At 55.9% G+C, this 22208-nt stretch carries 27 protein-coding genes, 1 other RNA gene and 1 riboswitch; of the genes, 17 read left to right on the forward strand and 11 right to left on the reverse strand.

Translation table 11 applies throughout. The features are described from left to right. Positions 1–158 precede the first annotated feature (158 nt). From sufC to C7459_RS21475, 7 genes are all read left to right on the forward strand, one after another. Positions 159–929 carry a Fe-S cluster assembly ATPase SufC gene (gene sufC / locus C7459_RS21445; RefSeq protein ID WP_109691319.1) on the forward strand — a complete coding sequence of 257 codons (771 nt, stop codon included), beginning with the start codon at positions 159–161 and terminating at the stop codon, positions 927–929. Further along, positions 926–2221 (forward strand): SufB/SufD family protein, encoded by a 1296-nt coding sequence (locus C7459_RS21450; RefSeq protein ID WP_109691320.1) that lies wholly within the window; start codon positions 926–928, stop codon positions 2219–2221. The genes sufC and C7459_RS21450 overlap by 4 nt, the downstream gene beginning before the upstream one ends. Before the next feature lie 227 nt (positions 2222–2448). After that, positions 2449–3192 carry a DUF6602 domain-containing protein gene (locus C7459_RS21455; RefSeq protein ID WP_146201068.1) on the forward strand — a complete coding sequence of 248 codons (744 nt, stop codon included), beginning with the start codon at positions 2449–2451 and terminating at the stop codon, positions 3190–3192. Between the two features lie 208 nt (positions 3193–3400). After that, positions 3401–3591, forward strand: a non-coding RNA gene (ssrS, locus tag C7459_RS21460) — 6S RNA. 145 nt (positions 3592–3736) lie between these two features. Further along, positions 3737–4342, forward strand: a complete 606-nt coding sequence (locus tag C7459_RS21465) for a fatty acid metabolism transcriptional regulator FadR (RefSeq protein ID WP_109691322.1) — start codon at positions 3737–3739, stop codon at positions 4340–4342. A gap of 29 nt (positions 4343–4371) precedes the next feature. Continuing rightward, entirely contained in the window at positions 4372–5139 is a 768-nt protein-coding gene (locus tag C7459_RS21470; RefSeq protein WP_109691323.1) for an electron transfer flavoprotein subunit beta/FixA family protein, read from the forward strand. Between the two features lie 38 nt (positions 5140–5177). Beyond that, the gene (locus C7459_RS21475; RefSeq protein WP_109691324.1) at positions 5178–6158 is read left to right on the forward strand and encodes an electron transfer flavoprotein subunit alpha/FixB family protein; all 981 of its coding nucleotides are present in this window, start codon (positions 5178–5180) and stop codon (positions 6156–6158) included. A 111-nt stretch (positions 6159–6269) separates the two neighbouring features. On the opposite strand, the gene C7459_RS21480 is transcribed toward C7459_RS21475, so the two are convergent. The 3 genes from C7459_RS21480 to C7459_RS21490 form a co-directional block, all read right to left on the reverse strand. Then, positions 6270–6491: a spore germination protein gene (locus C7459_RS21480; protein ID WP_109691325.1), complete on the reverse strand. Its 222-nt coding sequence runs from the start codon at positions 6489–6491 to the stop codon at positions 6270–6272. Positions 6492–6565: 74 nt separating this feature from the next. After that, complete coding sequence (locus C7459_RS21485) at positions 6566–6769, reverse strand: hypothetical protein (RefSeq protein WP_109691326.1); 204 nt, start codon at positions 6767–6769, stop codon at positions 6566–6568. Then, positions 6766–7065, reverse strand: coding sequence for a hypothetical protein (locus C7459_RS21490; RefSeq protein WP_109691327.1), 300 nt, complete (start codon positions 7063–7065; stop codon positions 6766–6768). Before C7459_RS21490 ends, C7459_RS21485 begins: the two co-directional genes overlap by 4 nt. A 140-nt stretch (positions 7066–7205) precedes the next feature. Between C7459_RS21490 and C7459_RS21495 the strand changes: the two genes are divergently transcribed. The 3 genes from C7459_RS21495 (at position 7206) to C7459_RS21510 (ending at position 8171) form a co-directional block, all read left to right on the forward strand. Continuing rightward, complete coding sequence (locus C7459_RS21495; RefSeq protein ID WP_109691328.1) at positions 7206–7427, forward strand: spore germination protein; 222 nt, start codon at positions 7206–7208, stop codon at positions 7425–7427. A gap of 18 nt (positions 7428–7445) precedes the next feature. Continuing rightward, entirely contained in the window at positions 7446–7736 is a 291-nt protein-coding gene (locus C7459_RS21500) for a spore germination protein GerPB (protein WP_109691329.1), read from the forward strand. A gap of 189 nt (positions 7737–7925) precedes the next feature. Next, positions 7926–8171, forward strand: a complete 246-nt coding sequence (locus C7459_RS21510) for a hypothetical protein (protein ID WP_109691331.1) — start codon at positions 7926–7928, stop codon at positions 8169–8171. On the opposite strand, the gene C7459_RS21515 is transcribed toward C7459_RS21510, so the two are convergent. Both C7459_RS21515 and C7459_RS21520 read right to left on the reverse strand, forming a co-directional pair. After that, positions 8168–8818 (reverse strand): hypothetical protein, encoded by a 651-nt coding sequence (locus tag C7459_RS21515; protein ID WP_109691332.1) that lies wholly within the window; start codon positions 8816–8818, stop codon positions 8168–8170. The genes C7459_RS21510 and C7459_RS21515 overlap by 4 nt on opposite strands. Positions 8819–8995: 177 nt before the next feature. After that, positions 8996–9691: a peptidylprolyl isomerase gene (locus C7459_RS21520; RefSeq protein WP_109691345.1), complete on the reverse strand. Its 696-nt coding sequence runs from the start codon at positions 9689–9691 to the stop codon at positions 8996–8998. Between the two features lie 108 nt (positions 9692–9799). On the opposite strand from C7459_RS21520, the gene C7459_RS21525 reads away from it, so the two are divergent. After that, on the forward strand, positions 9800–10639 hold the full coding sequence (locus C7459_RS21525) for an inositol monophosphatase family protein (RefSeq protein ID WP_109691333.1): 840 nt from the start codon (positions 9800–9802) through the stop codon (positions 10637–10639). Between the two features lie 115 nt (positions 10640–10754). Here C7459_RS21525 and C7459_RS21530 read toward each other — a convergent pair whose 3' ends face one another. After that, entirely contained in the window at positions 10755–11486 is a 732-nt protein-coding gene (locus C7459_RS21530; RefSeq protein WP_109691334.1) for a protease complex subunit PrcB family protein, read from the reverse strand. A gap of 231 nt (positions 11487–11717) precedes the next feature. On the opposite strand from C7459_RS21530, the gene C7459_RS21535 reads away from it, so the two are divergent. Further along, positions 11718–12650 (forward strand): 50S ribosomal protein L11 methyltransferase, encoded by a 933-nt coding sequence (locus tag C7459_RS21535; RefSeq protein WP_109691335.1) that lies wholly within the window; start codon positions 11718–11720, stop codon positions 12648–12650. On the opposite strand, the gene C7459_RS21540 is transcribed toward C7459_RS21535, so the two are convergent. From C7459_RS21540 to C7459_RS21550, 3 genes are all read right to left on the reverse strand, one after another. Next, positions 12647–13120 (reverse strand): halocarboxylic acid dehydrogenase DehI family protein, encoded by a 474-nt coding sequence (locus C7459_RS21540; RefSeq protein ID WP_170119605.1) that lies wholly within the window; start codon positions 13118–13120, stop codon positions 12647–12649. The genes C7459_RS21535 and C7459_RS21540 overlap by 4 nt on opposite strands. A 41-nt stretch (positions 13121–13161) precedes the next feature. Further along, on the reverse strand, positions 13162–13467 hold the full coding sequence (locus tag C7459_RS21545) for a hypothetical protein (protein WP_109691337.1): 306 nt from the start codon (positions 13465–13467) through the stop codon (positions 13162–13164). A 98-nt stretch (positions 13468–13565) separates the two neighbouring features. Continuing rightward, the gene (locus C7459_RS21550; protein ID WP_109691338.1) at positions 13566–14840 is read right to left on the reverse strand and encodes an MFS transporter; all 1275 of its coding nucleotides are present in this window, start codon (positions 14838–14840) and stop codon (positions 13566–13568) included. Positions 14841–15026: 186 nt separating this feature from the next. On the opposite strand from C7459_RS21550, the gene C7459_RS21555 reads away from it, so the two are divergent. Together C7459_RS21555 and C7459_RS21560 are read left to right on the forward strand one after the other, a co-directional pair. Continuing rightward, positions 15027–15974 (forward strand): 4-hydroxy-3-methylbut-2-enyl diphosphate reductase, encoded by a 948-nt coding sequence (locus tag C7459_RS21555; RefSeq protein WP_109691339.1) that lies wholly within the window; start codon positions 15027–15029, stop codon positions 15972–15974. 217 nt (positions 15975–16191) lie between these two features. Then, positions 16192–17877, forward strand: a complete 1686-nt coding sequence (locus C7459_RS21560; RefSeq protein ID WP_170119606.1) for a methyl-accepting chemotaxis protein — start codon at positions 16192–16194, stop codon at positions 17875–17877. Between the two features lie 121 nt (positions 17878–17998). On the opposite strand, the gene C7459_RS21565 is transcribed toward C7459_RS21560, so the two are convergent. Both C7459_RS21565 and C7459_RS21570 read right to left on the reverse strand, forming a co-directional pair. Next, entirely contained in the window at positions 17999–18577 is a 579-nt protein-coding gene (locus C7459_RS21565) for a hypothetical protein (protein WP_109691341.1), read from the reverse strand. Positions 18578–18709: 132 nt separating this feature from the next. Beyond that, complete coding sequence (locus tag C7459_RS21570) at positions 18710–19807, reverse strand: citrate synthase/methylcitrate synthase (protein WP_109691342.1); 1098 nt, start codon at positions 19805–19807, stop codon at positions 18710–18712. Positions 19808–20006: 199 nt separating this feature from the next. Between C7459_RS21570 and C7459_RS21575 the strand changes: the two genes are divergently transcribed. The 3 genes from C7459_RS21575 to C7459_RS24060 are packed head-to-tail and all read left to right on the forward strand — an operon-like array spanning position 20007 to position 21924. After that, positions 20007–20861 (forward strand): DMT family transporter, encoded by an 855-nt coding sequence (locus tag C7459_RS21575; protein WP_109691343.1) that lies wholly within the window; start codon positions 20007–20009, stop codon positions 20859–20861. 16 nt (positions 20862–20877) lie between these two features. Then, positions 20878–21759, forward strand: coding sequence for a LysR family transcriptional regulator (locus tag C7459_RS21580; RefSeq protein ID WP_109691344.1), 882 nt, complete (start codon positions 20878–20880; stop codon positions 21757–21759). 30 nt (positions 21760–21789) lie between these two features. Next, the gene (locus tag C7459_RS24060; RefSeq protein WP_281272798.1) at positions 21790–21924 is read left to right on the forward strand and encodes a hypothetical protein; all 135 of its coding nucleotides are present in this window, start codon (positions 21790–21792) and stop codon (positions 21922–21924) included. Between the two features lie 57 nt (positions 21925–21981). Next, positions 21982–22093, forward strand: a riboswitch (TPP riboswitch). Positions 22094–22208: the final 115 nt, after the last annotated feature.

Below are 22208 nucleotides of genomic sequence, written 5' to 3' on the forward strand. Positions count from 1 at the left end.
TATGTCTTTCGAATGTTTCCCATAAATGAAAAACCCCCTTCAAATAGATAGTAGGGGGCTTTCTTCCTACTGTCTACTTGAAGGGGATCATATCAGTTGCGCATCAGGCTTTTTTCTGTCATATGCTGTAGCGACGGAATCTGACGGGAGGTTTTCCTATGGCACAACCGCTGTTGCAGATCTGCGACCTGCATGTATCCGTGGCTGGCACACCGATCGTGCAAGGGCTGAGCGTGGCGATCCAAGGCGGCGAGGTCCATGCTGTCATGGGACCCAATGGGGCGGGGAAAAGTGCGTTTGCCCAAGCTTTGATGGGCCATCCGCGCTACGTGGTGACCTCGGGCAAAGCCTTGCTCGACGGCAAAAATTTGCTCAAAATGACCGTGGATGAGCGGGCGCGCGCCGGTCTGTTTCTCGCCACGCAAGACCCGGCCGAGATGGCCGGAGTCTCCAATGCCAACTTCATGCGGCTCGCTGTGAATGCGAAACGCGGAGATGGCAACGGGCTCCCGGTCCTGCAATTCCACCGCCACTTGATGACCAAGATCAAGGAACTCGGCATCGACCCGACCTTTGCCGAACGCTACCTGAACGAAGGCTTCTCTGGCGGGGAGAAGGTGCGCAACGAAATCCTGCAGATGGCCCTGCTCAAGCCGCGCATCGCCATCCTCGATGAGATCGACGCAGGTCAGGACATCGACACGCTGAAAATTGTCGCCAAGGCGGTGCAAGAGATGCGCACGCCTGAGCAGGGCATCGTCGCGATCACACAAGGCACACGCCTGCTCGAATCGATCGCCCCCACACACGTCCACGTCTTGCGCGGGGGGCGCATCGTGCGCACGGGTGGCAAACAGTTGGCCTTGCAAGTTGAGCAAAACGGCTATGACTGGATCGACGACCCGCCACGAGAGGGGAGTTCTACATGACGACAGATGCGGTGGGCAAGCAACTGGTGCAGAGCTTGACCACGCAACGGCAGGAGCCGAGCTGGTTGCGAGAGCTGCGCACAGTAGCATTGGAAGCGTATGAGCGCCTGCCTGAGAGCGACGGCCTCGATCTGCGCAAACGCACAGCAGGACCCTTTTTGCCGCAAGACCCTGATCGTGCCTGCCCAGAGCGTTGGGAGATCATGACTCCGTTCCAGCAGGGGGAGAAGGGTCGCAAAAAAGCCGAGGTCTCGCGCCTCGTCTATGCCAATGAGGTCAAAACGACCCATTTCCTCGACGCGGAAGTAGCGGAGAACGGAGTGATTTTTGCCGATCTGTCGCTGGCGGTGCGCGTGTTTCCTAGCCTCGTCAAACCCTACTTGGGGCAGGCGGTTCGGGTGGAACGTGACAAGTGGGTAGCTCTCTCCGGGGCGATTTGGAACACCGGGGTATTTGTCTACGTGCCGAAAAACGTCAAGGCTCGCCTCCCGCTCCAAGCTTGGTGGCAACGCACAATCGGGGGCGGGCAGATGCACCCGCGCCTGCTGATCGTTGCAGAAGCGGGCAGCGAAGTGACGGTGATTGCTGGAGAAGTGTCGAAACTCACCGAGCCGGGATTCTCCGTGTTCGTCGGAGAGGTGTTCGCACAGCCAGGCGCGCAGGTGCGGCTGGCTTTTTTGCAGGAGCATGATGCCCAGATGACGCGGACGGCTCTGATCCGTTCGAAGCTTGCACGAGATGCGAAAGTCCATGTGTTGGTACACGAACGGGGCAGTGGGGTCGGGCAGGTCGACGTGGTCGCCGCGCTGGAGGGCGATCGATCGGAAGCGCGGCTCGACGGGTTGGTGCTTGGTGCGGGAAATCTACAGCTCGATCTCAGCCTGCACGCTGAACATCTTGGGCGGCACACAGGATCTCGGTTGCGCACGCGAACGGTGCTCACCGAGCAGGCCCGCGTGACCTGCCGAGCGGTTGCACCGTGTGAAAAGGGAGCAGTCGGCGCCCACTCGACGCAGGAGGAGCAGGCGATCCTGCTGTCCGCCACAGCGCAAGTCCATCCGATCCCGATGCAGATCGGCAACGAGGAGGGGGAGTCCAGCGACCACGCGGTTTCCGTCGGGGCGTTGTCACAAGAGCAGTTGTTCTACCTCATGGCACGCGGGTTGAAGGAAGCACAGGCACGCAAACTGCTGCTGAAAAGCTTTCTCTCGCCGATGCTGGAACAGACTCCGATGGCTCTGAGCCATGAAGTGCTCATCGAAAAATGGCTGGACCGCAAGGGCGGCAAGTGAGACCAACGTCCGCAACAACTCGGAAAGAGGGGCAGTTCGAACGCACTCTGATCAGCGCCGCAGATGACAGTATCAAACATTATGTAGAGGTTTGTACGGCACCGAGCTACCCCATCGACTTTCTTTTAACGAATCTGTGCTCGTTCTGCTGATGATTCTCAGCCATCATGCAACATTTTTCCTTGTCGAATCCTCTACCAGTCTGCCATACTAAAGGAGAGAAGTAGATGAGGGAGAGTGGAGTTGTGGTTTGGGAAGCTTATTTTAAGGGCGTGCGCCGTGAGGAACGACGCTTGTTGTCCGGGCAAGGGACGCTGGGGCAACTATTGACGCATTACTTTGAGCAGACGATCCAACGCCGCTATGCCGTGACCAGCGGCTACGTGTATGCGGTGGACGGCTCGCACAACGAGCGCTGCAGCGATCTGATCCTCTTCAACCGTTTGCACACACCGAAGATGCGCAGTGGCGTGGTCCCGCTGATTCCAGCCGAGACGACCGGAGCTGTCATACAGACGATCGATTGCTTGACGGAGCGCATCCTGATCGAGGAAGCGCACCACCTGCAACAGGTTCGTGCCTTGCCGAAGTTGACACCCAAGAGCAACACCAGAGGACTTGCCCTCGTAAGTGATCATCCGTATACGATGGGCGTGCTCGTCTGTGCCGCCAGCGAACTGTCGCTGTCGGAGATTCACAACCTGCTCGTCGAACAGCAGCGAGATGTCCCGCTGACCGAACGGGTGAGCGCGGTGTTCGTGCTCGGAGTAGGCGTCGTGCTCTACACTGATCCGACGACACAGGAGGCGCGCTACTTCCCGCTAGAGGACAGCAGCTTGACGATCTTGGAACGCAAAGAAGATTCACTGGCCTACCTGATGCTGTACGTGTGCAGTTATTTGAACTCGATTGATTTCATCCCGCCGAACTTCCTCAAGCTCTTGTCAACCGAACATATACCGGCGGAATAGGCAAGTCAGCCCGGAAAACATAACAGTAGAGATTCATGGACAAATGACCTCGCAGATACGAATTGCTCTTGTTTGCGAGGTCGCTTGTTGAGACTGTGCAGTTGAGCATTGCTGACCGTTGCAGTAGTATAAGAGACATCAACACGGCAACGTATACAGCAACTCAACTTAGACCATACTAAGCAACAGATACACCAGCAGATGAACTTGATTCCTGCAGTGTTCGTTAGGGTCCTACGTGTTTTGAACCTTGAGATTTACCAGGGAGACAGAACTTGTGGTTTGATGGCAGACCCACCTCCTTTCGAGGATGATGGGGCGGCAGAGGCCATGACGGGTCACCCACCTACCTTCGTAGGTTCTTAAAACACTCGGCTCGACGGCACAGGCGGGATACATAGTGCGTATACCAGAGGCGACTTGCATAAGCAGGTCGCCTCTTTTTTTTTCTTCGCCAACTGACCAAACGGACGGTTGACGATTTGTACTGACTGTTCTAAAATAGAGTCATGGAATGAATGGACACTCATTCATTGAGGTGAGAATGATCGCACAGAAAAAAAACAATGAAAAGTATGAAGCGATCCTGAACGCCGCCGTCAAGGTGATCGGTCAAGCTGGTTACCACAACGCCCCGATCTCCAAGATCGCGCGGGAAGCTGGGGTCGCGGACGGTACCGTTTATCTCTATTTCAAAAATAAGGAAGACATCCTGATCTCGATTCTCCGTGAGACGATCGGCACGATTGTAGATCGCCTCGACGAAGAACTGCAGGGCATGGACGATCCGATCGCGAGTCTGAAGCGTTTGGTCACCGTCTATTTTGAAACGCTGGGCACCAATCCTGATGTCGCGATGTTCACGCAGGTGCATCTGCGCCAGTCGAATGCGGAGATGCGCAAGCAGATCGGCGAGATCATCAAGCCGTACTACACGATCATCGACAGTGTGATCGCCAAAGGGATCGCGGCCCAGATTTTTACGGAGCGGCTCGATCTGCGCATTACGCGCCGGATGATCTTTGGTACAATGGATGAGACGATCACCGCCTGGGTGTTAACAGGTGCCAAATACGATCTGCTCTCGTTGATTCCCCAAGTCTGTGATGTGATGATCGGCGGTCTCGCCGGACACTCGTCGCAAAAGTAACGAACCTCACTCTGAAAGGAGTTTCTACCATGAATATTTTCGTAGCTCTCAAACAAACGTTTGATACCGAAGAGAAAATTGTCGTTGAGAACGGCGCTGTCAAGGAAGACGGCGTGCGTTTTGTTCTGAACCCGTATGATGAGTACGCAGTCGAAGAAGCGATCAAGCTTCGCGATGAATTTGGCGGCCAAGTCACCGTCGTCACGATCGGCCCAGACCGTGCCCAAGAAGCACTGCGCACCGCGCTGGCGATGGGCGCTGACGATGCGGTACACATCTCGGACGAATCGCTGTTTGGCGATGAGTTCACCGTCTCCAACGTGCTCGCGTCCTACTTCAAAGGCAAGGAATTCGACATCATCCTCACCGGCAACCAAGCGGTTGACTCCGGTTCTGGTCAGACAGCTGTCCGCCTCGCGGAACTGCTGAACATCGCGCACATCTCCACGATCACCAAGCTTGAGATCTCCGGGACCGATGTTGTGGCACACCGCGACGCAGAGGGTGACCTCGAAGTGGTCGGCGCGAAACTGCCGGTGCTCGTCACCTGCCAACAAGGTCTGAACGATCCACGTTACCCGTCTCTGATCGGGATTCGCAAAGCGAACAAAAAGCCGCTCGATACGCCGGCTGCTGGTGATCTCGGCGTTGATGGCGCTTCCATCGGCGCGAAAGCTACCGTACAGGAAACCTTCCTGCCGGCAGCCAAAGCTGCGGGTCGCATCCTCGATGGCGACAACGCAGGCCGTGTACAAGAGCTGGTCAACCTGTTGCAAAACGAAGCAAAAGTCCTGTAATCGGACTTGACCCTGACATACAGAGAGGAGCAGAACCCATGAGCAGAAACGTTCTCGTACTGGCTGACCTCCGCAACGGCGGTCTCCGCAATGTAACTTTTGAAGCCCTGTCCGCAGCGAAACAGATCGCGGAAGGCGGCTCTGTCTATGCAGCAATCCTCGCAGGTAGCGGTGCAGCTGCACATGCTGATGCGTTGGCTCAATACGGCGCTGAGAAAGTCTTCGTCGTGGAAAACGCGGCGCTGGAAAACTACGTTCCGGATGCCTATGCAAAAGCGCTGGAGACGGTTATCAACGAATCGAAAGCGAACGTCGTGTTCCTCGCACATTCCGCAATCGGCCGTGACCTCGCACCGAAAGTAGCAGCACGATTTGGCGCAGGTGCAGTCTCTGACATCATCGGCGTGGCTGTTGAAGGCGGCAACCTGACCTTCACCCGCCCGATCTACGCAGGCAAAGCCTTCACCAAGAACGTGGTAGCAGGCGAGCTCGTCCTCGCAACCGTGCGTCCGAACAACTTGGAGAAATCCGAGCCGGAAGCGGGCAAGTCGGCAGAAGTGGTCAACGTTTCCGTTGATCTCCCAGCTGATTCCCTGCGCACCTTCATCAAGGAAGTTGTGAAAAAGTCGACCGGCGGCGTCGACCTGTCCGAGGCGAAAATCATCGTCTCCGGCGGTCGTGGCGTGAAATCGGCTGACGGCTTCAAACCGCTCCAAGAACTGGCGGACGTACTGGGTGCAGCTGTCGGTGCATCCCGTGGCGCATGTGACGCAGACTACTGTGACTACGCGCTGCAAATCGGTCAAACGGGCAAAGTGGTAACCCCGGACCTGTACATCGCAGCGGGCATCTCCGGCGCGATCCAGCATCTGGCTGGGATGTCCAACTCCAAAGTCATCGTCGCGATCAACAAAGACCCGGAAGCTCCGATCTTCAAAGTGGCAGACTACGGAATCGTCGGTGACCTGTTCGACATCGTTCCGCTCCTGACTGAAGAACTGAAAAAAGTCCTCGCGTAAAGCGAACGGCCATTCCAGAAAAAGACCTTTCTATCAGAGAAAGGTCTTTTTTTTGCGAGAAAAGGACCCTCTCTGGTAGAGAAAGGGTCCTTTTCTGTGTACAGAGTGGGGCTACACGCCTGAGACGGTGTTGGTGTCGATTCCGTCGACATCGACGGTGTTGGTGCTGCTGACACCTGAGATCGAGACCCCGAAGTCGCCAGTCAGGCCGCCGCCGGAGCCGGAGTAGCTTTTGCTCGCCGACTTGGGTGCGATGAATCCGACATCTCCGAACACGACATCTCCTCCAGAGACATTGACGATCTTAAAAGGTCCTCCGATGATGGAAGGCATGGGCGATCCCTCCTTCCTGAGAGATTGGGATACGCTTCTAGCATATGTCGGAGGACAACCTCAGGTGCGCCTGCTCAGCGGATCGCGCCAACTGGTCCGCCTGGGCCGGTTTGTGCCACGGAGATCGGTGTGGTCATCCCGCGTGTGATCGAGACGTTGTTGGGCGTAAAACACTCCGCATCGCCAAAGATCACGATGCTGGAGGAGGAGATGGAGTTGATCTTGATGTCACCGATCTTCACATCGCCAAGGTTCTCAACATGTAGTTTGACTTTCATCGCGCTTTTACACCTCGAATGTTGGGGATGATCGATTCTTGACCCTCTCCCAAGAAATTATAGTCGGTTGTGTCTTCATCTGTCTGGTTGGCATAGTGCAGCCGCGTGTTAATCGGTTCTGCCGTTTCTTTGGTCACAAAGCTTGGAGCTCCACGGTAGCCGCCATAGGCCTCCTCGTAGGAGAAGGGATCGACACAGCCGAACACATCTCCGACTTGGATGACACTGGAGTTGCTACAGGAGAGGATCTTGCAGGAATGGATAAACAGTTGCCGCGACTCGTTGCGTCTGATCAAGGTGGAACCTCCTCCTCACAGGTCAGCCTAAAATAGGCTATGGTGAAAGCGGGAAAGGGGTGCAGGCTTTCACCCATAGGTATGCGTCCTGCATAGGATGTCAGTAAGAACGTGATCGGGAGAAGGGTGGTGAGGTCGTCGTGCCAGCTATATTGGGAACGTTGAAGGTGATCAACATCTCGTCGGGGGGCGTTCTGCACATCGGGGATTGCGGCGTGATCGCACCGAAGACGACTGCCAAAACCTACTCTGGTTCCGGGTCATTCAACACAGGCGACTTCCCGCAGACCTATAACGTCGTCAGTTCGACGAATACCAATGACAACGATCTGATCGACGATAACATCTTGACTGGAGTCTAGGGGATAGGAGGTGAGCAGATGCGCGTTACGCAGACGATTTCGATCGGATCGCTGCGCATCAACTCGATGTCTAACTCGGCGATCTTCCAGGTCGGTACCAGCGGCGCGATCAAAGCGCGCTCCGAAGATATCAAGGAATACGTCACACCCGCACAGGCCGACAAAAAGCTGGAGAGCAAGGTCACGAAGGAACTGAAGCCGCATTTTAAAAAAGAAGGGCTGCCGCTCGAAGCGCCCGGTGGTACAGCAGGGACGGCAAGTCCGAAAGATCAGCAAAAGGAAACAGATGTTGGATACAAGATTGAATAACAGACAAAAACCCTCGCTGCCTGAGCAGAGCGAGGGTTTTTGCTACCAACGAAGTCTGTGTAAGGGGGTTGTCGACATAGGCATGGAGTCGGCTGGCGAGATTGAGCACCTCCAGTGCATCGGTCAACTGGATTTCACCGCCCGCCCCTGGCTCCTGAACGGCCAAGATCTCTGGTGTTTGGTCACACTGTGGAACGATCTGCAACGCACAGGCTGGCGGCGCTGGTTGTTGCCATTGTCTGTGCTGACACCGCTGCCTTCCAGACGTATATCTACTGGCCTTACGCGGGAAAAAGCTGGTTGCTCCCGACGGTCAGCATCCTGACTGGACTCGCAGTGATTACGATCCTCTTGCTCACGCTGGCGGATCAGCGTCTTGTAGGAGCAAAAGAGTGTGCCCCGTCGTGGGCACACTCTTTTTTTGCGGGCAGCTAGGCTTGCTTCTTGCTTTTCTTCTTGTCCTTGCCCTTGCCCTTGCCTTTGTCCTCATCTTGGAAACGCTGCAACCCCCAGTATTTATCAAGCGCGGTGGCGTATTGGCGGGAGGCTTCGTAGTAGGCTTCCCGCGCGATGTCGCAGCGCTTGCTTTCCTTGCCGATGGGGCAGGCTTGGAGACGGTTCTGGGCAGCTTCCACCGACTTCACCCAAAGCGGGTACGTCGGATCAGCAGAACCGAGCGGGGGAGCAGGCAGGGTGGAATAAAACGTGTCGTCAAACAACACCTGCCCTGAAACCGTCGGTGACTGATAGCGCAACGCATCACTTGTCGTCCCGAACCCTGGCGGATTTCTGGAATACACCCACGTATTGGGCACCAAATCGGTCGGGAACTGCTTCCAATACTCGACCATCACCTCACGCACCGACTCGGGAAACCCGGGAAATCCCGGCCAAAACGGAAACCCTGGGGTTTGATTCTCCCGCACGGTCTGCTCCAATTTTGGCGATCGCTTCCGCTTTTTCCCGCGCTTCGTCAACTTCGGGCGCAACGGGACTCCGGCAATCGTGGGGGGAATGGTGTCCAATCCCTCTAGCCGAAATAGCGGGCCATCGGCCACGCCATTTTTTCGCTTTTTTGCCATGCATTCGCCCTCCCCGCACTCTCGTCACCACAGCCTATGCCACGCGCTCGAAATCCGGTGCCAAACTGACAAACCCGCGCGCAGACTCGACAATTTCCCGGGAAATCGACAGCCGCTTGCACAACTGTCGAACAAAAAGAGACCTTGCCATCGATAGACGGCAAGGTCTCTTTTTTCCTATTTCTCGACGATTTCTACAGATTTGATCACGATGTCTTCCTTGGGCTTGGACATTTCGCCCGAACCAGAAACAGCGACAGGTGTGTTGGCAATCGCCGTGACGACATCCATACCTTCCGTCACTTCACCGAACACGGTGTAGTTTGGCGAGCGGTTCAGCGATTTCACATCCTCGCCACTGCCGATGAAGAACTGACTTCCGTTGGTATTCGGACCTGCATTCGCCATCGCGACGATGCCAGGGCCATACTCTTTGGAGGGCGGAAGTTCGTCATTGAATTTGTAGCCAGGGCCACCCGTGCCGACGCCGAGCGGGTCGCCGGTTTGGATCATGAAGGTCTTCACGATGCGGTGGAACTTGATGCCATCATAGAAGTGATCGCGAGCGAGAAACACGAAATTGTTGACAGTCAGCGGAGCTTTGTCAGCGAATAGGTGGATCTTGACCGTCCCTTTGTTGGTGTCCATCACGGCGGTATAGTCCTTGGCTTTGTCGATTTTCATCTCCGGAGCTTTGGAGTATTTGTTGTTTTTGCTCGTGGTGTCGGTGGTGTTCGTGTCTTGCTTGGTGCCCGAATCGGTCGATTTCGGAGCGGTGGTGGTGCCGCCCGTGCTGTCTTGGGTCGGGGAATCGGCACGGCTGCACCCGGTGAGCAGCGTAGCTACCAGCGCGGTGCTCAGGAGTGCGGTCATCCAAATGCGGTTCTTCACGATGTGTTCCTCCATTTCCTATGTACCGAAGCTTTTCCACCTTCTATTGTAGTACACTGAGAAGCAAATGGAAAATGAGGAGCGAGACCTATGAACTCACTGCAGATTGAGGAACAAGCAATCCTCGCCGCGCGTGAAGCGGGAGCGCTGATTCGACAGAAGTGCGGCCGAGCGGCCCAGACGATTGTCAAATCGAATGACTACGACCTCGTTACCGAGGTTGACAAAGCGTGCGAGGAGTTGATTCGCCGTCGCCTCGCGGAACAAGCTCCGACGCACCACATCCTTGGTGAAGAGGGTGTCGCCCCAGGGTCGGCAGCCTCTGCGCAGGCGGTGGAGGAGAGCCGGGACGCGGAGGTTCTCTGGATCATCGACCCGATCGACGGGACGACGAATTTTATCCACGGCTTCCCGAACTCGGTGGTCTCAATTGGTGTGGCCCAGCGCGGGGAACTGCTCGTCGGCGTGATCTACGACCCATTTCGAGACGAGATGTTCACGGCGCGGCGTGGCGAGGGTGCTTTTTTGAATGGGGAACGCCTCAGCGTATCGAAGGAGGCAACGTTGCAGGAATCGGTGCTGGCGACGGGGTTTCCCGTGGATACCAAGGGCGCGCGGGCGATCAACATGCGCGGGATGCAGGCGCTGGCCCCGACGGTTCGCAACTTCCGTGCATTGGGAACGGCGGCGTTGCATCTGGCGTATGTGGCGGCGGGACGTCTGACTGGATTTTGGGAGATGGACTTGAACGCGTGGGACCTCTCCGCCGGGAGTTTGCTGATCCAAGAGGCGGGGGGCCGCGTCACCGATACGCGTGGTGTCGAGTACCACCTCGGCGTTCGACACATCGCAGCGACAAATGGCCTCGTACATGACGACTTGCTTCGCGTGCTCGTCGAATCGCGCGCGACCGGGTATGAAGCGGAGTAAGCGACCTCATCGCCTGTAACGTTGCGGAGGTTCGGAGGATGTGGAAGGCTAGAGTATGCCAAAAAAAGAACCGCGCTCGCACGAGGCGAGCGCGGTTCTTTTTTCAACGTTCCAATCAGGAAGTCAGAGCCTCCGTATTCAACACCACAATTGGTTTCACGGTCTGCGGGAAGCGCAGGACGGTCTGTGGGTAGGTGATGGCTTGTAGGGCAAATCCACCCGGTGCCGGGGTTTGCAGACCCACGGTGACCTCAATTCGGCTGTCCGTCTCGGTGACGTTCTCCACGGTGATCACGTAGCCTCCTGTGTAGCGCTCACCCGCCGAGAGGATCAGGTAGGTAGAATCGCCGCTGTCGGTCGTGATCGCCCCTGAGGTGCCTTGCACGGCGATCGCACGATCCTGCACATCCGGCGGGAGTGCGGAGAGATCCGTGCTCACTTCATAAGACGGTGCCGGTGTTGGTTTGCTGATCGGACCACTCGGGAAGGACGGAGCGGATTGCAGACGCGCTCGCGTGCGCTCCACGATGAGATCGAGCTCTTCGTGGGTCAGTTTCTGCTCGCCGTGGAACAGTTGCTGGTCGTCTCCAACCATGATGCCGAGGCTGTACAGCGTGGAGACCGCCGCTTGTTGAACCGGGTTTAGGGTATTCAGGTCGTGATACGGTGCGGGTCTGCCACCCGCGATGCCCGTGTTTAGTGGAGGGAGCGCGTCGGCGAGGATGACCGCAGCTTCCGCACGGGTGATCGTGTCAGCCTGGTTGCCATCAACGGTCGGGGAGAGACCGATTTTGTTCAGTTCCTCGAGAAACTCGATGCGGGTTACTTTGTTGTTCGCCTTTGCCATTCATAACGCCTCCTTATTAAATGATTTGCTGAGATGCTTAGAGTATACGGAAAATATTAGGAAATGTGACCGTCAATTCGTTACTGACCTCCAACATATTTGTTGTATACTCGAAAAGAGGTGATGCTGGAGACGTTTTCCTAGCATCCAGTACGTGTATGATCCATCCAAAAACAACACGCGTCGCCAGCACGAACGCAATCGCGACGCTTTGCAGAAGGAGTCTACATCATGAACGACAACACCGATCAGTTGGAACCTCGCTATGTCGAATATGCGATGCAGGTCGACGCCGCTCGCACGGAGGAGGCGATCGCCCGCTTGCAAGGTCGGGGCATCGAATACGTCTGGGAAGAGGCGCCGATCGAGACCTTTGTCACCCCGGACGGCTACGGGTTCCAAGAAGCTGAAGTCGAGCAGGTTACGATCCGCGCATATGAAGAGTCCACGGAAGAACTGACCGTGGACCTGCTGAGTTCCCTGTGTACCGAACTGGCCTCGTGGATGGGCGACCTCGCACACACCGTCGAGGCCACGATACCGCAAGCGGTCACAGAGGACCCGGTGTACCAATTCACCGCGATCGAGGTCAAGCCAGATCTCGTGATCCGTCCGCCGTGGGATGTGGAGCGACGTCCCGATGAACGCACGATCCTCATCGAGCCTGCCGCAGCGTTTGGCACCGGAGAGCATCCGACCACACGCCACTGCCTAGAATTGTTGGATGGGCTCTTGCACACAGGAGATGCGTTTGCTGACCTCGGGGCGGGTTCCGGCATCCTCAGTGTGTTTGCGCGGATGAAGGGCGCTGGCGTTGTCCTCGCCGTCGACCTGAACCCATCGGCGGAGAGTGCGATTCAATACTTGATGGAGCTGAACGGCGTGGAGGGAATTGACGTGCGCATCGCGGACGTTTTTGCCGAGTTTGCACAGACTCAGCACCACTTCGACCTCGTCGCCGTCAACATCGGAGGACAGGAAGCGATCGATCTCGCGGAACTCTGCCTGCGAATTCTCAAACCAGACGGTACGTTGCTGCTCTCTGGCATCGTGGAGTGGATCGAACAGCAAGTCGTCGACGCCTACCTCGAACGGCGTTGGCAGGTCACATCTCGCCTGCAAGGTGACGAGTGGGTGACGCTCGCGGTGAAAAAAACGACTTAGTCTCCACCACCAGTGAACAGCCGGGACATCGCTTCCACATCGAGCATCACGCGAGGCAACACCTGTCGATACGCCGCGATGATCCCCAAACCCGCCGCGACTTCGCGCTCGCTGACTTGCAAGAGGAGGCGTTGCACGGAGAGCGGGAGTGCATGGGGCAAGGCATGGGCGAGTTGTTGGGCGTGTCGGAGCAAGTTTCGAGACGCTTCGTCATATAGAGGAGACTCTGCGCAGGGATGCAGGCGATCCCAAGCGCCGCTGAGAAATGTCGGGTAGTAGGCCAGCGCTCGGTAGAGATCTGGCGGGGCAAACAATCCATGCGCGTCCACGATCTGTACGAGATCGCGGCGCACTGCTTTCGGGGTGTCTTCAAAGCGGAACAGGGGGATGTGACGAGGGAAGTGCGGCAGGACGCCCGGCGGCCAAAAGGCATCCTCGATGCCTTGCCCATAGATCGGGCGCTCCGACAACGCTTCATGCCAAGGGTGAGCAACAGCAGCAGTTTGGCCGTCTAATAGCGGAATACGGGCAGGAGGGCGAGCGCACCCCGGCGATCGCGAGGCAGAACATAGGTGGGCAGCGGGGGCGTGTGTGTGGGCAGTTTGAACGAGGCCAGTTCCAGCGTCATGCGCTCAAGGTGCACCGACAACAAATTCGAACGGCTCGCCTCCCACACCAGATGCAGAAAGTTCGGGTACTGGGCTAACACGCGCAGGGGTTCGCCGACCAGTGGGACGCGCATTTGCGCTTTGATCGTATGGTACAGACGGCGCAGTCGGCCCCGCGCTTCGCCTTCGGTTATCTCCGGCACGTACACTCGATGTCGCCTCCCTATGTTCGACCTAGTAGTACAAAAAGTGTATGAGAAAAACCGGGCGGTCAACCCCGGTTTTTTTCGCGTCATACGGAATGTAGTTACTTGGCGAGATTGCCGATTTTTTTCTCCGCCAGCGAGGCGCGCACACTGCTGTAGGACGGCATCACGCGGCAGATGATCACGGCGAGGATCTCCAACACGCCACAGAGCAGGAACACTCCGCGCACCCCGATCACCGTCGCGAGTGAAGTCCCACAGGCGACCGACAGCAGGGAAAAGGGGCCGGTGATCGGACCGAACGCTCCGTAGACGCGTCCGCGCAGGTTTTCTGGCACGATGCTCTGGATCAACGTGTCCTGCACGATCATCGAGACCGACCCGATGATTCCAAAAAACGCATAGCACGCCATCGCGACCAGCAGCGTATCACACTGGGAGAACAGGATGACGACCACCCCATCGAAACAGAGCGAGACCAACAGGAGTAAAAAGATCGGAACGCGGGAGATCAATCTCGGCGTGACCAGTGCCCCCAGAACTCCGCCGATGCCGATCGCGGAGAACAACAGCCCGACGCGGGCGCTGACTTGGTCGGGCGTATCGGCGAGGAAGTCCCCGACGAAAACCTGCGTCAACGGCCCCTGTGTGGAAAAGCAGAACGTCATGACCACGGAGAACAGGAACAGATACATCAAAACTGGCTGTGTGCGGATATAGGACAGCCCGGCACGAACCTCCGCCCACATGCTCGTTTTTTCCTGTGCCCCGACTTCATCCTGCGTTCGGTCGATGGCTTGGAGCACGACGAACAACAACGCACCTGCCGAAAGTAGTTGTGCGGCAACATTGACAGAAAATCCAGCCTTGTAGCCAAATGTCGAGACGACCAGCCCGGCGAGTGCAGGACGGAAGAACTGGGTCAGCGAATTCACGGTGACCATAAAGGCGTTCATCGTCACATACTGATCCTCGCGCACCAACTGTGGCATTAACGCCCGGTGTGGCGGGACTTCAAAGGCCACGAAAGTCGAGTGCAACGCCGCCAACACATAGAGTTGCCAGAGCTCGGTTGCAAACAGCAGCAGCGCGACGGAAACGCCCTGCATCACGCGGGAGAAGATCATCAGATTCCGCTTGTTGTAGCGATCCGCAAGCAATCCCGCCCACGGTGCGAGGAGGATCGAGGGAAGCGTGTCGAGAATTCCTGACAAGCCGATCGCCATCGGGTTGTTGTCGGTCATCCGCGCCGCCTGCGACCAGATCGCAAACAACGTCATCGCGCCGCCGATCGACGCGAGATAATAGCTGAATACATAGAAGCCGAAGTTGCGGTTTCGCAACAGGTCACGATAAGCTAGCAGGTCCTTGCGCATGCAGTCACTCCTCTCTACGCAATAAAAAAAGCTGCGGGCGGCTACACCACCCACAGCTTGTAAAAAGTCAGCACGGTATGCCGAGTAATTGGCAAAAACAGACGCTGTCTCGATTATCCGCGACACCCCACGATTTGTCAATGCTATGCTATACTACAGGTGAGAACGACAGAGGAGGTACCCTGCATGGAAGTGATTAAGATCTCCCCCCGTGGCTACTGCTATGGCGTGGTAGATGCGATGGTTCTCGCCCAACAGGCGGCCAAGGATCTCGACCTGCCGCGTCCGATCTATATACTCGGCAAGATCGTGCACAATTCGCACGTCGTCGACGCTTTTGACAAGCAAGGCATCATCACGCTCGACGGTTCCGACCGTCTCTCGCTCCTCGATCAGATCGAGCAAGGCACCGTGATTTTCACCGCGCACGGCATCTCGCCACAAGTGCGGGAGAAGGCGATCGCCAAAGGGCTGACCACCGTGGATGCGACCTGCCCGGACGTCACGAAAACGCACGACTTGATCCGTGAGAAAGTCGCCAAGGGCTACGAGATCGTCTACATCGGCAAAAAAGGCCATCCAGAACCGGAAGGCGCGATCGGAGTGGCCCCTGACAAAGTCCACCTCGTGGAAAAAGTCGCGGACGTCGAAACGCTGCACGTTCAAGCGGAGCGCATCCTCGTCACCAACCAGACCACGATGAGCCAATGGGACACCAAGCAACTCATGAACGAAGTGCTCAAGAAATACCCGCACGTCGAGATTCACAATGAAATCTGCCTCGCGACCCAGATTCGCCAAGAAGCGGTGGCACAGCAAGCGGGGGAGGCCGACTTGACGATCGTCGTCGGGGACCCGGCGTCGAACAACTCCAACCGACTTGCGCAAGTCTCGGAGGAGATCGCAGGAACGAAGTCCTATCGCATCTCCGACCTCTCCGAATTGCAGCTGGACTGGCTGCTTGGTGTACAAAAAGTCGCCGTCACATCCGGCGCCTCCACGCCGACCCAAGTGACCAAGGAAGTGATCGACTTCCTCGAGCAGTACGACCCGGCGAATGCTGCGACGTGGGACACCTCGTTCAAGGTCAACGTGGACAAAATTCTCCCGCGGGCTAAGGAAAAAACGAAATAAACCACAGCGAGTACAGACACCCCTGAACGCAATGTCGTTCAGGGTTTTTCTGCTCGGACGCAAAGGATATTAACATTTCACTACTTATAATTATTTACCAACAAAATTTGTGTAAAGACTCGATGACAACCTGACTAAACCATGTCATAATATGTGTGATAGATTATACAAATCTTGCAGGATTCGCAGATGCCATTCGCCTTTTAGGAGTGAGTTTATGAAATTACGCACAAAGATTATTTTGATGTTTTCGATGGTCATCACCGTAGGCACGGCCTCGATGGGAACGTTTGCTGGCTATTCGATCCAAAATGATATTGTAAGCGCTGCTCAGGAGAAGTTGAAGTCAGACTTGGCGCTCGGCCGGACTGTCTTGGAAACGAAATACGAAGGCGAATGGCAGATCAAAGGCGATAAGTTATACAAAGGTGACACAGCGATTACTGAAAACATCGCGATCGTCGACGAGATTGCCAAAGCGACCGGTGACAACGTGACGATCTTCATGAAGGATACCCGTGTGGCCACCACGGTGAAAAAAGACGACGGTTCACGCGCCGTCGGCACGAAAGTCAGTGACACAGTTGCGGATGCAGTGTTGAAAAACGGTCAGACCTACATCGGGGAGGCCGTCGTGGTTGGCAAAACCAACCGGTCGGCCTACGAGCCGATCAAGAATGCCAAGGGCGAGACGATCGGCATGTGGTTCGTCGGTGTTCCGAGCACGGTGTCGGATGAGATCACCAGCAACTTTCAAAAGAAAGTCTGGATCTTCGGGATCATCGGGTTGATCGTAGGGATCGCCGTCGCAGCAGGGGTTGCAGAGTACAACGTGCGTCCGCTCCGTCAGATCACTGCGATCACCAAGCGAGTTGCAGATGGCGATCTGACTGTGGATTCGTTGCCGAGCCGTCGCAAGGACGAGTTCGGAATCCTCGGCAACTCCGTCAATGAAATGGTACTGAACTTGCGAGGCTTGCTCAGCAAAGTCAATGAGACTGCAGAGCAAGTGGCCAGTTCCTCACAGGAACTCTCCGCGACCACCGACAACACGGCTGAAGCGACGGAGCAGATCACGAGCAACATCCAGCAAGTTGCCATCGGCGCGGAGTCACAAGTGCAAAGTGCTTCCAAAGCTGCGAATGCGATGGAGGAGATGTCGACGGGCATCGAGCGGATCGCAGAGACTGCGGTGACGGTCGCGGAAACGTCCTTGGAAGCTGCGCGTGAGGCAGAGGTCGGGGATATCGCGGTGCAAAAAGCCGTGCGTCAGATGGACACGATCCTCGGCTCTGTCAACACGACGGCGACGGGTGTGAAGCAACTGGAGACGAGGTCGCTTGAGATCGGCCAGATCGTTCAGGTGATCACGGGGATTGCCGCACAGACCAATCTGTTGGCGCTCAACGCAGCGATCGAAGCATCGCGTGCAGGGGAGCATGGTCGTGGGTTCGCAGTCGTTGCGGACGAAGTGCGCAAGCTGGCGGAGCAATCCGGCATCTCGGCGGGGCAGATCTCCGAATTGATTCGCTCCATCCAAGACGAGACCACCAAGGCGGTGCAATCGATGGACGGTGTGATCAAAGAAGTGCAATCTGGCACGCATGCGGTTTCGGAAGCGGGCGATGCGTTTAAGCGCATCCTCGATGCCGACCGACTGGTTGCTGATCAGATTCAGGATGTTTCAGCCTCCGCGCAGGAGATGTCCGCGAACACGCAACAGGTCGCGGAGAAGGTTGCGCAGATGATGCAGATTGCACAGCAGTCTGCAGACAGTGCACAGACTGTGGCCGCGACATCGGAGGAGCAGTTGGCCTCGATTGAAGAGATTGCAGCCTCATCCGTATCGCTAGCGGGGATGGCGAATCAATTGCGCGAGATGATTCGAAAGTTCAAGGTGTAGGGAGACGTACCTAGTCTGCATATAGGGAAGCGAAAAGACCTGGCAACGATCGTTGCCAGGTCTTTTTTTATGGGCGATGAGCGACGGGCAACGGAGGGCGGTTGGCGCGAGTGTGTAGGTGTCAGTCGGTATGTGGTGGGTATAGCTTGTACAAGTCGCTGAACCGCTTCCGAAACTCCTTGTTGATTTCTTTCTGTATCTTAATGTCGATGCAATTGGCTTCGACGGTTAGCCGCAACGTGCCCAAGGCGTGCTGTTGTTCTGCGACTTGGTGCCCGACCTCGAGTATCGCTTGACGGTTGAGGAGGAGTCCGTCTTGGAGATCTTTTTTCAAGGTATCGATCTTGGTATCCAGTTTGTCGTGGAAGGACTGCATCTCAGTGCGGACGTTGGTGAATTCAGTGTGCATCTCGGTGCGCAGGCCTGAGAGTTGTGAGTTCATGTCCTGCATCTGGTTTTGCAAATTGCCGATGTCACCTTTCATGTTGGTGATGTCACCCTTCATGTTGGTGATGTCACCTTTCATGTTGGTGATGTCACCCTTCATGTTGGTGATGTCACTTTTCATGCTGGTGATATCACCTTTCATGCCACCAATATCACTTTTCATGTTGCTGATATCACTTTTCATGCCACCCATTTCATCTTGCATGCCAAGCATGATACGAATGACGAGGTCGAGCTTTTCGGAATCTGTCATCTCTGTGTAACTCCCCTTCTCCATTAGGATAAGTCTATCGTAGCGCCAAATCGTATTAAGGGTCAAGAGGGGTTCAACACTTAAAAAAAGAACCAGCAAGCGATTTTCGCTGTTGCTGGTTCTGATAATTTATTAATCCGGCATAACGCCTGTGTAGTTCGATTGCGGACGGATAATGCGCATCTGCGCCGCTTCGAGGATGTGTGCACACCAGCCGACGGTACGCGACACCGCAAATGTCGGGGTGAACAGCTCATCAGGCAACCCGATCGAACGCATCACGATCGCCGCGTAGAACTCGACGTTGACGTTCAACTGACGACCTGGCTTGAATTCTTGCAACAGTTTCAACCCGGTGTTCTCGACGTGAATGGCGAGATCAAACCACGGATCGTCTTGTGCCAACTCGGCGGCCACCACGCTCAGGGCAGTTGCACGCGGATCGCGGGTCCGGTAGACGCGGTGTCCGAAGCCCATCAGCACGTTGCCGCCCTCTAGACGCTTGCGCATCCACGGCTCTGCGTTCTCCTTGGTGCCGATCGCTTCGATCATCTCCGTCACTTCTGACGGGGCCCCACCATGACGCGGGCCTTTCAAGGCACCGATCGCTGCCGTGACCGACGACACGAGGTCTGATTGCGTTGAAGCGACGACACGTGCCGCAAACGTCGAAGCGTTCAACCCGTGCTCCTGCGTCAGGATCAAGTAGGCATCCAGCGAACGCACATGTGCGTTGGACGGAACTTCACCTTTTAGCATGTACAGGTAGTTCGCGGTATGGTTGAGGTCTGCGCGCGGAGCTAGCGGTTCTTGATGATTGAGGCGAGCATAGCGGTGCGCGATGATCGTCGGCAATTTCGCCGTCAGTTCGATGATCTGCTCCATCGTCGGCGGGAAGGCTTCTCCCGAGACGTGTACGGCCGATACGGCGGTGCGCAACACGCTCATCATGTCAACGTCCGCCGGAATGGAGTCGATCAATTGCTTGATGTGCGCCGGGAGCTCACGTTGTGCGGCGAGGCGCTGTACAAGCGCTTTCAATTCGTCAGCATCCGGGAGGTTGCCATACCACAACAGATGTGCGACTTCTTCAAAGGTACGATGGATCGCGAGGTCGCGCGCCCAATGATTGCGATAAACGAGATGCCCGTTCTGCCCGTCCACAAGGCTCAGATCGGTCTCAGCCACTACTACGTTTTCCAGTCCGAGGGAAACTATGTAATCTGCCATTAAGTTCAAACCCCTTTCATGTAACTTCAGTATATCGACACATTTTCAAAAGGGGAAATAGATGTTTCGGGGGGGTTCGATTACGAATCATGATCGTTTATACTAAAGTGTGAAGAGATGAAATCGCAAGAACAGCAAAGCAGAACACACAAAATTTCTCTATAACTAGTAGTAGAGGGGATTTTGAGGAGGAGTTTTTGTGAAACCGAAAAGTTATCTCATGTTAGGTCTGCTCGCGGCGTTGTGGGGCGCGTCGTTTTTGTTTATGCGAGTCGGAGCTCCGGCTCTGGGGCCGATTTTTTTAATCGAATTGCGCGTGTTGATCGCAGGGATCGCGTTGCTGGTGATCGCCCTGTTGCGAAAACATCCGATCCGCCTCCTGCACAAGTGGAAACACTACCTGTTGCTCGGGGCCTTGAACGCTGCGATTCCCTTTTTGTTGATCGCAACGGCGGAACTGCATCTGTCCGCATCGCTGGCGGCGATCTTAAACGCGATGACACCGCTTTTCACCGCGTTGGTGGCATGGGGCTGGATGAAGGAATCGTTCACGTGGAAAAAGTTCCTGGGCCTGGTCGTCGGCATCTTTGGCGTTACAGTCTTGGTGGGATGGGACTCCAATCACAACGGTGATCAACTCGTCGTGTCAATTCTGTTCTCGTTGCTCGCCGCGTTGTTCTATGGCATTGGAGGGGTGTTCTCCTCCCGTACCTTCAAAGGGGAGAGTTCGATGGACATGGCGATCGGGCAACAACTTGCGGCGGCTCTCTTGCTCCTGCCGGTCTCTGCCTTTGCCCTCCCGAGCGCGATGCCCTCGACCGAAGTGGTGGTTTCGGTGTTGGCACTGGCGATTTTTTGTACAGCGTTTGGGTACATGTTGTATTTTGCATTGATTCAACAAGTCGGGCCGGTTCGGACGCTGACGGTCACGTTTTTGATTCCGATCTTTGGCATTCTCTGGGGTGTGTTGTTCCTTGGAGAAGCGGTCACAGGGGGAGTCGCGGCCGGGTTGTTGTTGATTCTCTTGAGCGTGGCCTTGGTGGTCAAGAAATAACACGAGGTGATCGGAAATGGATGTCAAACTGCTGCGCACCTTTGAGATGATGGCGAAGGAATTGAATTTCCACCGCACGGCCGAGCGGTTGTTTCTCGCACAACCGACCGTTTCTGTACACATCCGGCAACTTGAGGAACAGGTGGGGTATCAACTGTTTGAACGCGCGGGCCGCAAAGTCCGGCTGACGGCGGCTGGCGAACGATTTCTGCTGCATTCCCAACGCATCCTCGAAGCGCATGATGAGGCGCTGTCCGACCTCGCGCGCTGGAAGGCGGGGTATGACGACCGGCTCGATCTGTTGTTGTCCCCACTGTGTGCGGAACACATCCTGCCGCCGCTGTGGAAGCAGTTCACCACCTTGCACCCCAATGTTGAAATTCGCATCTACACCACGCGCTCACCCTCCGTAGGGCCTGGGATCGCGGCGGGGCGCTCGCACGTTGGATTTGGACTGCTACCGTCTCAACACCCAGATACGGAGACGCGCATGCTGACCGACGACGATGTGATCCTCGTCGCGCCCAATACGATCGATACGACGCACACCGATTATTGGGAGGTGCTGGTCGACCATCCGTTGCTGACTATGAATCACCCGGATTACTGGGATCTGATTCTGCATCAATTGCATGATACGCAGGCGCCGATCCGCCCGATGCCCGTCAACCAGATTCACATCACCCGAAAGTTGATTATCGAGGGTTTAGGCGTGTCGTTTCTGCCGCGCATGGCGGTCGTGGACGATCTGCGCGCTGGACGGTTGGTGGAGGTGGAGACGCCAGACTTGCGATTGCCACGGGCTTTTACCTACGTGATCACCCCACGGCACAAGGAATTGCCACGAGCGGCCCAAGATTTTTTGGCGTTGCTCGCATGGAAACCCTCGACATCATGATATAATAGCGTATGGAGGTGTTCGGACACTATGTTGAAACTTCGAAATTTGGTTTTTGCAGCGTTGTTGGTCGTCGTCTCTGCAACGTTTACGGGTTGCGGTGGGAACATGGCCTCGCATGAGATGCAAGGGATGGACATGCACCAGATGAACATGCACGAATAAAACCGCGGCGATAAGGCTTGCGGTTTTTTTCCAAGTGCGTTACATTGTCTGTGACAACTTCAGATGCACGGGAGCTTGGTTGGACCAGGCTGAGAGGATGGGAATTCTACCATCGACCGTTTAACCTGATCTGGGTAATTCCAGCGGAGGGACCGATTTTTGGCTTGCTATTTAAACGCAAGGGGTCTATGATATGATCCCCTTCAAGTAGACAGTAGGAAGAAAGCCCCCTACTATCTATTTGAAGGGGGTTTTTCATTTATGGGAAACATTCGAAAGACATA

The organism is Tumebacillus permanentifrigoris, assembly GCF_003148565.1.
Lineage (GTDB): Bacteria > Bacillota > Bacilli > Tumebacillales > Tumebacillaceae > Tumebacillus > Tumebacillus permanentifrigoris.

Coding starts and splice junctions, on each gene's coding strand:
- sufC (WP_109691319.1), top strand. CDS start 159: ATGGCACAACCGCTGTTGCAGATCTGCGACCTGCATGTATCCGTGGCT.
- C7459_RS21450 (WP_109691320.1), top strand. CDS start 926: ATGACGACAGATGCGGTGGGCAAGCAACTGGTGCAGAGCTTGACCACG.
- C7459_RS21455 (WP_146201068.1), top strand. CDS start 2,449: ATGAGGGAGAGTGGAGTTGTGGTTTGGGAAGCTTATTTTAAGGGCGTG.
- C7459_RS21465 (WP_109691322.1), top strand. CDS start 3,737: ATGATCGCACAGAAAAAAAACAATGAAAAGTATGAAGCGATCCTGAAC.
- C7459_RS21470 (WP_109691323.1), top strand. CDS start 4,372: ATGAATATTTTCGTAGCTCTCAAACAAACGTTTGATACCGAAGAGAAA.
- C7459_RS21475 (WP_109691324.1), top strand. CDS start 5,178: ATGAGCAGAAACGTTCTCGTACTGGCTGACCTCCGCAACGGCGGTCTC.
- C7459_RS21480 (WP_109691325.1), bottom strand. CDS start 6,491: ATGCCTTCCATCATCGGAGGACCTTTTAAGATCGTCAATGTCTCTGGA.
- C7459_RS21485 (WP_109691326.1), bottom strand. CDS start 6,769: ATGAAAGTCAAACTACATGTTGAGAACCTTGGCGATGTGAAGATCGGT.
- C7459_RS21500 (WP_109691329.1), top strand. CDS start 7,446: ATGCGCGTTACGCAGACGATTTCGATCGGATCGCTGCGCATCAACTCG.
- C7459_RS21515 (WP_109691332.1), bottom strand. CDS start 8,818: ATGGCAAAAAAGCGAAAAAATGGCGTGGCCGATGGCCCGCTATTTCGG.
- C7459_RS21520 (WP_109691345.1), bottom strand. CDS start 9,691: ATGACCGCACTCCTGAGCACCGCGCTGGTAGCTACGCTGCTCACCGGG.
- C7459_RS21525 (WP_109691333.1), top strand. CDS start 9,800: ATGAACTCACTGCAGATTGAGGAACAAGCAATCCTCGCCGCGCGTGAA.
- C7459_RS21530 (WP_109691334.1), bottom strand. CDS start 11,486: ATGGCAAAGGCGAACAACAAAGTAACCCGCATCGAGTTTCTCGAGGAA.
- C7459_RS21535 (WP_109691335.1), top strand. CDS start 11,718: ATGAACGACAACACCGATCAGTTGGAACCTCGCTATGTCGAATATGCG.
- C7459_RS21550 (WP_109691338.1), bottom strand. CDS start 14,840: ATGCGCAAGGACCTGCTAGCTTATCGTGACCTGTTGCGAAACCGCAAC.
- C7459_RS21555 (WP_109691339.1), top strand. CDS start 15,027: ATGGAAGTGATTAAGATCTCCCCCCGTGGCTACTGCTATGGCGTGGTA.
- C7459_RS21560 (WP_170119606.1), top strand. CDS start 16,192: ATGAAATTACGCACAAAGATTATTTTGATGTTTTCGATGGTCATCACC.
- C7459_RS21565 (WP_109691341.1), bottom strand. CDS start 18,577: ATGACAGATTCCGAAAAGCTCGACCTCGTCATTCGTATCATGCTTGGC.
- C7459_RS21570 (WP_109691342.1), bottom strand. CDS start 19,807: ATGGCAGATTACATAGTTTCCCTCGGACTGGAAAACGTAGTAGTGGCT.
- C7459_RS21580 (WP_109691344.1), top strand. CDS start 20,878: ATGGATGTCAAACTGCTGCGCACCTTTGAGATGATGGCGAAGGAATTG.
- C7459_RS24060 (WP_281272798.1), top strand. CDS start 21,790: ATGTTGAAACTTCGAAATTTGGTTTTTGCAGCGTTGTTGGTCGTCGTC.